7 protein-coding genes are annotated in these 13485 nt (G+C 39.8%); 2 read left to right on the top strand and 5 right to left on the bottom strand.

The genetic code is table 11. The annotated features are described in order from the left end of the window. Positions 1-767: 767 nt before the first annotated feature. From OXIME_RS07265 to OXIME_RS07255, 3 genes are read right to left on the bottom strand one after another with little or no spacing between them, the layout of a single operon-like run. Complete coding sequence (locus OXIME_RS07265) at positions 768-2984, bottom strand: dipeptide ABC transporter ATP-binding protein (protein ID WP_393971181.1); 2217 nt, start codon at positions 2982-2984, stop codon at positions 768-770. A 49-nt stretch (positions 2985-3033) separates the two neighbouring features. Continuing rightward, a complete protein-coding gene (locus tag OXIME_RS07260; RefSeq protein WP_393971180.1) occupies positions 3034-5214 on the bottom strand; it encodes an ABC transporter permease in 2181 nt (726 codons plus the stop codon). A gap of 2 nt (positions 5215-5216) precedes the next feature. Beyond that, complete coding sequence (locus OXIME_RS07255) at positions 5217-6194, bottom strand: ABC transporter permease (RefSeq protein WP_393971179.1); 978 nt, start codon at positions 6192-6194, stop codon at positions 5217-5219. 417 nt (positions 6195-6611) lie between these two features. On the opposite strand from OXIME_RS07255, the gene OXIME_RS07250 reads away from it, so the two are divergent. Further along, positions 6612-9746, top strand: coding sequence for a S41 family peptidase (locus OXIME_RS07250; RefSeq protein ID WP_393971178.1), 3135 nt, complete (start codon positions 6612-6614; stop codon positions 9744-9746). 504 nt (positions 9747-10250) lie between these two features. Beyond that, positions 10251-11684 (top strand): MFS transporter, encoded by a 1434-nt coding sequence (locus OXIME_RS07245; RefSeq protein WP_393971177.1) that lies wholly within the window; start codon positions 10251-10253, stop codon positions 11682-11684. A gap of 144 nt (positions 11685-11828) precedes the next feature. On the opposite strand, the gene OXIME_RS07240 is transcribed toward OXIME_RS07245, so the two are convergent. Together OXIME_RS07240 and OXIME_RS07235 are read right to left on the bottom strand one after the other, a co-directional pair. After that, complete coding sequence (locus OXIME_RS07240) at positions 11829-12788, bottom strand: radical SAM protein (protein ID WP_393971176.1); 960 nt, start codon at positions 12786-12788, stop codon at positions 11829-11831. Between the two features lie 120 nt (positions 12789-12908). Continuing rightward, positions 12909-13451: a GNAT family N-acetyltransferase gene (locus OXIME_RS07235; RefSeq protein ID WP_393971175.1), complete on the bottom strand. Its 543-nt coding sequence runs from the start codon at positions 13449-13451 to the stop codon at positions 12909-12911. Positions 13452-13485: the final 34 nt, after the last annotated feature.

Raw genomic sequence — 13485 nt, 5'->3', positions numbered from 1 at the left:
AAATCTTAGAGAAGAGAGATGAGTCTATTGAATGTGCTCTAAAATTAAAAAGATCCTGCACAATTCAGATTTAAAGAGGTGAAAATATGCAGAATCAATTGGAAATAGTAAAAGAGATGATAATCAGTTTTCTGAAAGCATCAGAGATGTTTTAGATATATTCGTATATTCAAACATAAGAAAAATAAAAACAACAAATGTACTGGAAGACTGAACTGTGAATTAAAGAGGAGAACAAAGAAGGTAGGAGCATTTCAATCGGAACAGTCTCTATTATAATTCATTTACACTATCCTATTTAATATTAGTAATTAGAAATCATAATAGTGCCAAACATTATTCTTACCTATGAGATTTAGGTTGAAGCTCTTGGTGTATGGGACCATTTAAAGTTGAATCATAAAAAGGCCAAAGAAACTTAATTACCTGTCAAAAGAGCTCAAATTACAAAAAGTACAAACCCAAGAAACATATATAGAAATCCAATGCCCACATATATAAGCGTCATTATTAATTGCTGTCTATAAATATAATTGAGATCTTCAGTATCGAACTTCATTCCAGCTTTTATAACATTATGTACATATCCTTTGGCTCCGAAACCAGACCAGGATCCTATGAACATTACCAAAAAACCAGATATGAAAACAATTACTGGCATATAATAAAAGTATGCAAAATGTAGAAAGAAGTAAAATGGGAGGGGAGTGATCAGCAACAGAGCAAGGGCTACCAAAGGGAACATTGACAGCTTAATCATGGCTCTTTTATTGAAGTTCTGCATCGGTACTTCTAAATCTATCCTTGTGAGTTTCCTTGAATTGATTCAACTGATCCTGTGTGAAATGACATAGATACCAGTGACCATAGCCATCATCTCTTGCAGGAGGAGGATTTATGGCGCATTCCTCAACTGCATAAGGGCATCTCTTGGTGAATCTGCATCCTTTGGGGACATCTATGGCATTCCCAATTTCTCCTATAATCCCGATTTCACCAGGATTCCAATCAACAGACGGCGTAGGGACAGCCTTTATCAGAGCTTTTGTATATGGATGTAACGGTTTGTTTATTACATCATCAGCATCGCCAAGTTCAACTGCAATCCCCAGATACATAACCATTATTCTGTCTGAAAGATAGTAGGTTGATGCTATATCATGGGAGATGTAAAGTACTGACAGATTATCATCCATTCTGATGCTTTTAAGCATGTTCATAAAGCCTGCCCTGGATGATACATCAAGCATAGAAGTTGGCTCGTCGGCTACTATAAATTTCGATTTCAAAACGAGAGCTCTAGCTGTTGCAACCCGCTGTCTTTCTCCTCCAGAAAGTTCATGTGGATACCTGTAAAAATAATTCTCAGGCGGTTTTATATTTGCCTTTTCCATGGCTTCACTCACCAGTTCTGTAATTTCTGATGGACTCAGGCTTCTTACACGCCTGGATCTCCCTTCTTCAGTCGAAGTTATACTGCCTTCATCTGCAGGTTTAGTGAGCCTATGGGCGATAATTGGTTCCGCCACTATATCGTATATTGTCATTTTTGGGTTAAGTGAATCATACGGATCCTGGAATATCATCTGAATATTCCTTCTGAACTCCATATAATTTTCCTTAGCTTCTTTCTTCGATTGATCCAGTTTGGCTACATCTATCTCTTTTCCATCAATATGGTATATTATACTACCAGATGTTGGCTCGTACAATTTAAGAAGTGTTCTTCCAAACGTTGTCTTTCCGGATCCAGATTCTCCAACCACACCAAGAATCTCTCCTTTTTTAATATTCATGTTAATATGGTCGACAGCCCTAACAAATTTTGAATCTTTGGAAAAAAGTGAACCAGCTATTGAGGATTTAAGATCGAAATATTTTGTAAGCTCTTTTGTCTCTATAATATTCTCTCCATGTATTTCCGCTTTCCTAAGATCTTTATTTACAGCCTCCTTATCTTTTACAATTTGATCAGTGAAAAAGCATGCTGAGAAATGACCATTTCCAACAGGTATAAGTTCTGGTTCACTTTCTGTACATCTCCCTTTTGCAAGATAACATCTCGGAGCAAATCTGCATCCTTTTGGAGGGTCGATGGGATCAGGCAGCGATCCTGGAATACCTTCTACATATCTTTTGGCGTTCCTTATGCTGGGATAGCTGCTCAGTAACTTAACCGTGTATGGATTCTTTGAATCTGTATAAATATCCCTTGATCTTCCATACTCCATCACCTTCCCAGAGTACAGTATAACCATGTTGTCTGCCAACTGGGAAATTACTCCTATGTCGTGGGATATTATGATCATTGTTTTTATTATATTTTGCTGTTTCAGCATTTTTAACTGGCTTATAATCTCTGCCTGCGTTATTACATCAAGGCCAGTTGTTGGTTCGTCAGCTATTACAACATTGGGTTCCAGTGCAAGTGCCATTGCTATGACAGCTCTCTGTTTCATACCTCCTGACAACTCATGGGGATAACGTTCCAGAACCGATGGATTCAATCCGGCAAATTTAAGGGTTTCCAGAATTTTTCTATTTATATCCTCATCAGATAGGGTAGTATGTATCTTATAAACTTCTTTTATCTGTTTACCAATTGTATATACAGGGTTGAAAGAGTTCATAGCTCCCTGAAAAACCATGGAGATTCCCTTCCATCTTATCTTTCTAAGTTTCTCATCAAGTATTTTTTTTCCTTTTCGGCTTGAGTATCTTTTTATAGTTTCTTCTGAAATGTACTCTTCGCCCATGTAATATATACTACCGGATATCGAGGCATTATCCGCCAGAAGAGACATAATGGACATAGCAATTGTGCTCTTTCCAGACCCAGACTCACCCAGTATTCCAAGTATCTCTCCTTCATACAGATCTATATTCACATTCTGAAGGGCATGGACTTTTCCTTTATAGGTATCAAATGAAACTGACAAGTTGTCAATACTCAATACTTTTTTGGCATAAGATTCAGTAATCAATAAATACACTCTCCTTTAAAAGATTGGTTGATAATTAATATCGACAATTTCATCTTCTCCCTCCAAGTCTTGGATTTACCACTTCATCCATCCCCCTTGCTATGAATATAAATGCAAAGATGAAAAGTGTAAGTGCAGCTATTGGTGGCACAAACCACCACGGCGCAAGAGCAAGAGCGAAGAAATCACTGTAGTAACCGGAAAGCATGCCACCCCAAGTGGGAACTGATAAAGGCGCTATGCCCAGAATCTGAAGTGTTGATACTGCCGCTACGGCTCCACCTATATTTATGGCTGTCAGATAGATCAATATTGGGGTAACATTTGGTATCATATGCTTCCTGAGGATCTGGAAAGTACTTGCTCCTGAAACCTTCGCCGCATCAACAAAAGTTCGAGTTTTCAAACTTCTCACCATGCCAATTAGGGTAAAGGAAGCAAAAGGCCAACTCAATGCCACCAGGACTGCTATCACCCCCAAAAGCGAAGGGCCAACTATTGAGGCAACAACTATGAGCAAAGGCAAACCGGGGATAAGGAATATAGCAAGTGCAAATGTTTCCACTCCAGAACTTATAAAGCCTGAATAGTAACCAATTACCATTCCAATAAGTAATGATATCAGAAGTATCCCGATTCCAACGAACACACCTATAAACATATCTGTGCTGAAACTACCTATAAACTGTGACCATACATCCTTCCCCTTTATTGTTGTACCAAGAGGCAAGATCTGACCTGAGATGGTGTGGAAAGTTGGAGGTAGGGGGTTGAGATCCTTTGGTGAAGTTGAATACGTGTGAAAAGTATTTCCAGATATAAGGGCTATTGACTCTCTGGCAGTACTTGGATTCAGGAATATGGTAGGTGCAGTGGATGGTACATTTAGGCTGATACTCCAAAGGATGTTGTGTGTAGTTGCCGGTTCCAGATAAACGTAATCACCTTTAAGGTTGTTGTAAAAAAGGAAATTAGAACTGTATTCCACTATTCCAGTAACAGGGAAAGTAAGTTTAATGCTAAAAGATAGGAAATTAGGGGCAGATAGTACTGATACATTATTGTCACTGTTTACAACTACGAACAGGGATGGAAAACCGCTCCCTCCAGAAGAGGTAGAAATGGCGGCAATTTTGGATCCAGAAGTAAAAACTTTGTAATTAGTCCCATTATTGAGATATGTTCCATATACATAATTGCCAGTTACTGAAAAAACTGAATTATAACTGTTCACTGAATACTGGTAAGAGTTAGGGATGTATATCTGGGATACAGATCCTAGCATAGATACATTCATAACAAGTGAACCCGTGTCGTTGTACCCCAGAATATGGCTTCCCTGAACCACAAGTGTCATCTGAGAAGAAGTTGTGGAAAATAGAGAACCATAAAACTTCAGGGCACTAGGTAACACGTTGTAAGGAAGTTTAACAGTAAATATGTGCGAACTATTAGAAGCCCCAAATCCGCTGAGATAGTAAGAATTAAGATAATAACTTTTATTTGAACTATTTGAACTCTGGTTTACCGCTAAAATAAATGCTGGCGAGAAACTCTTATCATCGAACTCTGGCAGCCCACTTTCACTTGTATGGTAAGTTAGGGCACTTGATATAGGTGGAAGTACAACATTGCTCATGTGTAAGGTGGAGAAACTTACTGAAGGTTTTCCCTTTCCATAGCTTGTACCTGACCAGCTTACATTACCAAGTATAAGGTCAGTACTATTGGCTGTAAGAAGGTAAGTTCTAAGTGACAGTGACCCATAATTTATAAAGTTACTATAATCCCCAACAGTAAAACTATCCAGAGTCATAAGGTTTGATGAGTTGAGGAAGATGTATGTGGAATTGGAGGTTAAAGATATGCCATAAATATGACTGCTATCGTCTACATATATCAAAGAGGACCCTGTTGGAGAAGAAGCAGTTCCTGTTGGTGGGCTGGAAGCATTTATTGAAAATGGAAGATGGTGTGTTATCAACGGTCCGGCTGCAGAAAAATCCTCCTCGGGAACTATGTATGTTGTTGGATTGTTATGCATTATTATTAGGGGGGAAATCAGGGTCACGATAACGAAAAACATTACAAGGTAAAAGCCAGTCTTTCCGTATCTTGACCTATAAAAAACATTCCAACTTTTTCTTGCGTTATGAAGTTGAAATTTAATACGTTCTCTTCTATAATTCTTGTTTTCATCCTTTATTGTTCTTCCTTCAGAATTAATCATATTTACACCTTTATCCTAGGGTCTATCCATGAGTGTATGAAGTCAATTATAGAATATGTGAGAATAACTACAAGTGATATAATAAACAATGCCCCCTCTGTCAGCGGATAATCCTGTGATAATGTGGCAGCATACAATGTACTTCCCATTCCGGGTACCGAGAAGATTACCTCGACAATAACTGCACCACTCATCAGAAAAGCAAACTCAAGTGCCATCCTGGTTGATACTGGTACCATAGCATTTCTGGCTGCATGGTGAAGCATAATATCCCTCTCACTCACTCCCTTCGCTTTTGCGGTTGTTATGAAGTCCTCCCCAAGCACAGATACCATTGCGGCTCTCATTGTAAGTAAATGACCCATTGCCTCAATTACGAGAAGAGTGACAACGGGCATGGCCATGTCGTATGCCACAGCAGCAAGGCTGCTCAAAGTGGGATGTGATAAATAACTCAGTGGGAAGACTGCCCTTAAAGGAAATATATGGTAATATCCTGCCAGGTAAACGAATATTATTATTGCAACAACAAAGAATGGTATTGAGTTGAGTAGAGTCGCCCCTGTTATAACAGCCCCTTCTGATTTCCTTCCCCTAAGAAATGAAACATATATGCCAAGTGGTATACCAATAATAAAAGAAAGAATAGCAGCTGTTCCGAATAGTATGAGTGTGTAGGGGAGAGCCTGGCTTATTATAAACGATACAGATTCCCCTGTCAGATAATCATTTCCAAATCTAAAAGTGAACATGTCTTTAAGGTAAGTGATAAACCCGGCAAAATTGAACTTACCACCATATAACCCAAGTTCCTTCTCAATCCTTATCTTTTCAGCCAAACTTGGATGTTTCAAACCATGCAGAAATAAATCCACCGGGTTTCCAGGCATCAGTCTGAATACAACATAGAGAATTACTACAATAAATACAACCAGAACGGCATCCTGGATGACTTTTCTTACGATCACGTAAGGATTCATTCATTCCCGATCTAAAAATTGGTATATATAGCTTAGCCTGAAAACTGCGACTTTATTTATAGCGGTGTTAACTTATGACATATTTCTAATAAAAGGAAAATCCTCAATACATTATTAAAATTGCTTATATAAGTTCAAACACAGAGTTTTAAGAAATGCTGAAATTAAGATTCCATGTTTCTGGGATCATGAACTTTTTTCATCATTAAACAACATAATTTAAAATTTGAAATTAATGCATTTATATGGAAAGGAATTCAAAATTTACTAATGTCAGTTCTATAAAAATCTGCATTTGTAAATATTAAATTTACTGTGTAATCATAAGTCGTTATTGAATTCCATGATAGGAGGTGATTTATGAAATTGATACACAATCGAATCAATTGAAATACTTGCCTGTAATCGTATCATCAAATGGATCAATTCAAGTTCAATCCTGATGTTTCTGGTGAAAGAATAGTGTTTGTTTCTAATAACGATGTTTGGGAAGTACCTTTCAAAGGAGGCAAAGCAAGGAGACTGACATTCGGAATAGGAGTAGTGAATAGCGTCCGTTTTTCCCCTGACGGTAGCAAAATAGTCATAAGATCTATGCGGGGGAACGAAGCCGGTTATGCCGACATATACATGTACAATTTTGAGAATGGAAAACTGACCAGGATTACATATCTGGCAGGAAAGAGTACCTCAAGAAGAATGTATACAGACATTGCCGGTTGGGGCGCTGATGGAAATCCCATACTTTCAACTGATGCAATGTCTCCATTTACTGCACAGACCTTCCTCTATTCCCTGAGTCTAGACAATCTTTCCATAAATCCACTAAATCTGGGCCAGGCATCGCATATAATTTATCACAATGGAATAATATTTCTGGGAAGAAACACAATAGATATGCTTCACTGGAAGGGATACAGAGGTGGAACAAAAGGCCATATCCTGAAAGGAAGATCAAGATCAGAATTTCACAGGCTTTTTAACGTTGACACTCACGTCTCATTTCCTGCCATATGCGGAGAAAGAATATTTTTCATTTCAGATCATGATGGCTCTGGTCAAATTTATTCAACAAACCTCAACGGCGAAGATATGAAGTGCCATACTGAATTCAGTAAATATTATCCAAGGCACCTCAACTCAGATGGCAGAAAGATTGTATTCTCAATGGGGGGTTCAATATACTCTCTGAACCCATTGGAAAACAGCACAAAAGAGATAGTGGTTTCCATGGATACCGGATTCAGCAGCACAATGGAAAGGTTCGTCAATACTGGCAGATATCTTGAGGAATTTCATATGAACGGAGACGGGGAAATGATCTCTGTGGTGGCCAGAGGGCAGGGGTTTATCGGAAATAGAAATCTTGAGACAAATATGAAACTTGACACCGATGGGCGTGTTAGGCAACTTAAATTCCTGGGTTCAGACAGGATCATATACGCCAATTTCAGCAACGGGAAAGAAATGATCCGTGTTAAGGAGATAAAAGGCCTAATTTCAAAAGTATGCAACGAGGATTATGGTCTTATTGAACATATCTACCCCTCCCCGGACGGCAGGATGGTGGCCATAACAAACAACAGGCAACAGCTGTTGATACTTGAAACCGGTACATTTGAGGAAGTATTCAGGGAAGAAAATAGAGAGGGGATTATCGAGGATATTTCGTGGTCTCCAGATTCCAAAAAAGTTGCCTACTCATTTCCAGTTAGGAAACAGTTTCTTGGCGGCCATCAGGGTTCTGTGATTAAGGTTTATGACATACCTGAAAAGAAAGCCAGCATTCTTACAACCGGAAATTCGAGGGATTATGCACCATGTTTCAATATGGAGAGCAATGGCGTTTACTATCTTTCAGACAGGGTACTTGACCCGGTTCCTGACAAGGTGGTTTTTGATTTCGGCTTCCCAAACGCAACTATGGTCTCATTCATTCCCCTGGGCAGGGGAAGAAATAGCATCTATGATAAAATTCCGTCTCCGTTTCTACCTAAGGCTGAAGATTCAGGCAGGATTGAAGAATCGGCATTCAACTCAGAAACTCTGGAAATTCGAAATGGGGACTACAGGAAAATTTTGCCTCTGAGGAACGGCATTCTACTTCTGGAATATCCCGTTGAGGGCGGAATGAAGTACAGTACCTCACCGGAAGTTTACAGGACAGGATCATTGATCTATTACTCCCTGAAGGAGAGAACAGTTAAAAAATTAACAGAGGGAATCGCTGACTTCTCATCCTCTTTAGACAGAAATACCCTTTTACTGAAAAAAGCTAAAAATATGCTATCTGTTGCTGACATCACAGAGACCGGAAAATTGGAAAATGTAAGATTAACAGAAAAAGATCTGGATCTGGATAGGATAAAGATCAGGATAGATCCTGTTAGCGAATGGAGACTTATTTTCAATGAAGCCTGGACACTTGCGGTGGAAAACTACTGGGACGAGAAAAAGGCTCTTGCAATTGGTGAAGATGTGTACCGAAAATATGAGTCTCTACTTGGTTCCATCAGTACGAGGTTTGAACTTTCCGAAATAATCCGGGAGATGCAGGGAGAGTTCGGAACATCTCACTCTTACGAAATGGGGGGTGATCTATGTGAAATGGAAGAATTTCCAGTGGGAAGACTGGGTGCAGATTTAGAAATGCAGGGTGAAGGTTACCTTATCAGGAAAATTTATTCAGGAGATCCCTCAAATGAAAAAGAGAAGTCACCTCTGCTTTCCGGAACAATCCCAGTGAGAGAGGGTGATACCATATTGTCCATAGATGGGGTAAAGCTTGGTCCATCAGTTACACCAGGAAACACTCTGTATAACAGGTATGATACTCCTGTGAAGATGGAGATCAAAAAGAAAGACGGTTCCATATATTCGCCCTTCGTCATTCCAGTAAAGGACGACAGATACATAAGGTACAGATCGTGGGTTGAGGAGAAGAGGGACTATGTGCATAAAAAAAGTAATGGAAAAATTGGATATTTGCACATACCGGATATGGGCCTGAATGGATTCAGTGAATTCTTTCGGCTGTATGGCACTGAATCTGAGATGGATGGTCTTATCGTAGATGTTCGCTATAACGGGGGAGGCAGTGTATCACAGATTCTGCTTGAAAAACTTTACAGAAAGAGGCTGGGATACGACATTCCAAGGAGAGGAAACATGCACCCTTACCCGGCAGACTCAGTCAACGGACCCATCGTAGCAATTACAAACGAAAGCGCAGGATCTGACGGTGACATATTTAGCCATGCTTTCAAGATTCTTAACATAGGCCCGGTTATCGGCACAAGGACATGGGGTGGTGTTGTTGGAATAAGCCCCAGAAGGAAGCTGGTGGACGGCACAACGGTTACGCAGCCGGAATTTGCCCTCTGGTTTGGCGATGTGGGGTTCGGAATAGAGAACCATGGTGCAGAACCGGAAGAAGTTGAGTATCTCCCCCAGGATTATTATTCCGGAAGTGACCCGCAGTTGGACGCAGCCATAAAAAGATCACTGGATCTACTGGATCGGGATGGGCACACTGTTGATTTCAAACCTTAAAGAATCCATAAATTACAGGGAGTTTGATTCTTATGTCAGGCTTGCTTCCTGACTTTACTCCTAGAAAACCAGCCCCGGCTAAATAACTTTATTTATGGTATATATACTTTTCAGATGAGATTCTGCATCAATTTTTCCCCAAACATTTATGCCTGAATGTTAAACTCTGCAGGTGCACTTGTCACATCCCTCCTGATATTCCAAAAAGCCATTTTAAAGGGGAAGTCAATAATTTTGTCTGTCATTCCTCTACTCTTGCTCTTAGAAACAATAGTTAGTGTTTGTTGTAATGGTTAAAAAGATCTGGCCTGTGCTTTGTTATATGGCAGGCAAGTTTTTCATTTAAATTGATTTTATGGTTCAGCAAATCTGAATCAGCACTTATAGGGTCATGAAATGGTGGTCACTCAATTCAGTTAAAATCAGCACCATGTGTAATATGTGTACCTGATTAGCAATCGGGTGCACGAAAGTGAGAAATATCAACAACCGATATCGGCTATTATGAATTCAGATTCAAAACTCATAGCTGCATTACTCATTGCAGTGCTTATGGGTGCTGTTGATGCTACCATAGTTATCCTCGCCCTTCCCACAATAACTGTAGCACTCAAGGCGCCATTATCAGTTTCAATCTGGATAATCCTCATTTACCTTCTGGTTATTGCAGTCGGTACAACACAACTTGGAAGACTTGGAGATCTACTCACAAGAAAGAGGATCTTCAACTCTGGTCTTGCTGTTTTCACAATAGGTTCAGCACTCTGTGGTGCCTCATCAACAATTGTTGAGCTCATTGCATTCAGGGCAATACAGGCGTTCGGTGCGGCAATGATCCAGTCAAACAGCGGGGCCATAGTGGCCGACAACTTCCCGCCTAATAAAAGAGGAAGGGTATTTGGCTACACATCAGTGGGATATAACGCAGGTGCAATGCTTGGAATTGTGCTTGGGGGAATTATAACCACCTTTATAGGATGGAGGTATATTTTCTATATCAATGTGCCAATAGGCATATTTGCCCTTCACTTTGCAATGAAATACATCAAGAAGGGGGAAAGGGTCCAGAACAGATTAGACATACCAGGCACTGCAACTCTTGGCCTCGCTTTGATACTGATAGCATATGGCGCAGTGGACATAACATCAAACGGACTGGATTTTTTCAATGAAATCCTTTTTATAGCCGGGGCTCTGGTTATAGTGGTGTTTGTCTATATAGAAACCAGAGTCCCCAAACCTCTGCTTCCCATGCGGATATTCAAATCAAGAATCCTTTCCTTCTCAATATTTGCCGCTTTCTTTCAGAGTTTGGGCTTCCTTGCAGTTGTGTTTATAATCATAATGTATCTTCAGGGAATAAGGGGGCTATCTCCTTTTTACAGTTCTCTCCTGCTGCTGCCCGGATATGTGGTTGGAAGCATACTTGGGCCGCAGTTCGGGAAGCTTACAGACATGATGGGTTCAAGAATACCGGCAACATTAGGTCTTGTCATAATGGGAATCTCCATACTTATATATTCTACAATGAATCTTTCCTCGTCCCTCTATATAGTGCTTGTTGGATCATTCTTTACAGGCATAGGATCATCAATGTTCTATCCCGCAAACAACAGCGCCGTAATGGCCAATTCCCCCAGGGATCTTTACGGGCTCTCATCAGGTTTTCTCAGGACAATGTCAAACATAGGCATGCTTGGAAGTTTTGTATTGGCCATATCCATAGCAAGCGTCAGCGTTTCCAGGGCAGTAGCGTATGAGGTGTTTGCTGGGGTTGGAAAGCTACTGGGAAATGTATCGGCAAAGTTCATGGTGGGAATACATGCTTCCCTCTACATATCACTTTCAATTATTGTTATTGCTGCTATTCTTTCCCTTTCCAGAGGGAAAGAAGTCAGAAGAGATCATCCGCAACCGGTACCAGAAAAGAAAAATTGATGATCCTGGCAAAAAATTCTGTATTCTCCATTAGCATGAAACCAACTGAACAAAGAAATAACAAAAAATAGAGTTTTCTTAACTGAAACTTATACGCTTAAAAATTAAAACAGATCTAAGGAGTTATAAAGTAAAGGAGAAGACCTAATTTGTAACCGGTCCCTTATTTCCAAAGTTTCCATTGTCCAAAGGTTCCTTCTTTGCCGACGACTTTCCTTTTACATGGTTGTACCACCATATTTTTGTAAGAAGTCTTGCGTCCTCAAGTTTGTTGTCCATTGAAGGTTCTCTGAAACACTGTGTGAAGCAGTCATTGCAACTGTTTTCAAATTTTTCCCACTGGGGTTTCTTATTCATCACAACCTCCATATGTGTAAAGCATGGATGCACCTTTCCTCTGTAGTCTGTGTAGAGAGCTCTTTCCCCGGCTCTGCATGCAGTAACCTTCTTTCCGTCAATGTAATCAACAGCTTCCTTGTAATAGGATCTGGTATTGCCGAAAACATGTTTGTTGTAGTTCTCGTATGCGTATGAGAATGCCTCCCTTATCATTTCATTGGTGACCTGGAAATCCTGAAAATAATAGGCACTCTGCTCCGGAAAGCACATAGATATGGGGACTCCAAGTTCATTGTTGGCAAATTCAGCCATATCCTTTATTTTGAAATAATTAAAGTTGGTAACAAGAGTATTCATGGTAAGTATCTTTACATGCTTCTTTGACTCCTTTATAGTCTTGACAACAGTGTCAAAAATCTTTCCTCCTCGGTACTCGTTATGTTCTTCCGGTATGTTGCTGTCTATGGAAATGCTCATGCCATCAAGATATCTGTAAATCTTATTTAGAACATAGGGATTTGTGCCGTTTGTTGCTATATGGGTAATGAAGTGGTTCTCCTTCAGTTTCTTCAGGATAGTTTCAACCGACCTGTTTAGTGTGGGCTCACCGCCGGTGAGCGATACTACCTTTATTCCGTTCTTCTTCATCTCTTCTATATGCTTGTCCACCAGTTCATCCGGGAACATGATATTAGCCTGCCATGCATTGCAGCTTTTGCATCTTAGATTGCAGAAATAATCAATGTTCCAGATCATTGAATTCATAACATAGTTAAGCAGAAGTGAAATTTATCATTTTTGGTTTTTTCCTGAAAAAATGAATATGGATTCTGAATTATAAATATCTGATGATAATGGATAAAATTAAAAGTCTGTCTGAAATTTTCAAAAATCCAGGTTTGTAGGTTTTGTTATCCAATAGGTCATAAGGACGTCATCAGAATAATGCCCCTCAACCATGAACTGTCCTTTTCTTAAACCTTCAATCTGGAATCCTATCTTTTCGTAAAGCGCTATTGCGTTTCTGTTGTGTGAAAACACTTCAAGATTCAGTTTAATTATGCCCTTTTCTCTGCACCAGTTTATTGCCTCTTCGATCATTCTGTAACCAAGTCCCTTATGTCTGTGTTCTGATTTAATGGCAATTCCCAGTGAAGCGGTATGCCTGGTCTTCTTGTACATGCCTCTCTGTATTGTAAGGACGCCTGCGATCTCTTTCTCGAATTCAGCAACAAGGGTCATGTCATCAAGATTCCTGATTCTTTCCTGTTCCCCTCTTTCCGTGAGAAGGTAGTATTCGCTTACCAGGTAAATTCTTTCATCCATTACACTCTGCATGCAGTTTATTATGCCCTTGGCATCCCGCGGTTCCGCGAATCTTATACGATACTGTCCGAATTCGGCTTCTCCCTTTGGATGAAAAAGCATAATCATTACCTGCAGGGAAACCTGCTTTTAATAT

The sequence above is a fragment of the Oxyplasma meridianum genome (assembly GCF_038024865.1).
GTDB classification, from domain to species: domain Archaea; phylum Thermoplasmatota; class Thermoplasmata; order Thermoplasmatales; family Thermoplasmataceae; genus Oxyplasma; species Oxyplasma meridianum.
The sequence above is the reverse complement of the archived record's forward strand: the minus strand, read 5'-3'. Positions and strand labels throughout refer to the sequence as shown.

Bases quoted from the DNA above. Each gene is read 5' to 3' on its own strand.
- OXIME_RS07240 (WP_393971176.1), bottom strand. From the start codon at position 12,788: ATGAATTCAATGATCTGGAACATTGATTATTTCTGCAATCTAAGATGC.
- OXIME_RS07250 (WP_393971178.1), top strand. From the start codon at position 6,612: ATGGATCAATTCAAGTTCAATCCTGATGTTTCTGGTGAAAGAATAGTG.
- OXIME_RS07245 (WP_393971177.1), top strand. From the start codon at position 10,251: ATGAATTCAGATTCAAAACTCATAGCTGCATTACTCATTGCAGTGCTT.
- OXIME_RS07260 (WP_393971180.1), bottom strand. From the start codon at position 5,214: ATGATTAATTCTGAAGGAAGAACAATAAAGGATGAAAACAAGAATTAT.
- OXIME_RS07255 (WP_393971179.1), bottom strand. From the start codon at position 6,194: ATGAATCCTTACGTGATCGTAAGAAAAGTCATCCAGGATGCCGTTCTG.
- OXIME_RS07235 (WP_393971175.1), bottom strand. From the start codon at position 13,451: ATGCTTTTTCATCCAAAGGGAGAAGCCGAATTCGGACAGTATCGTATA.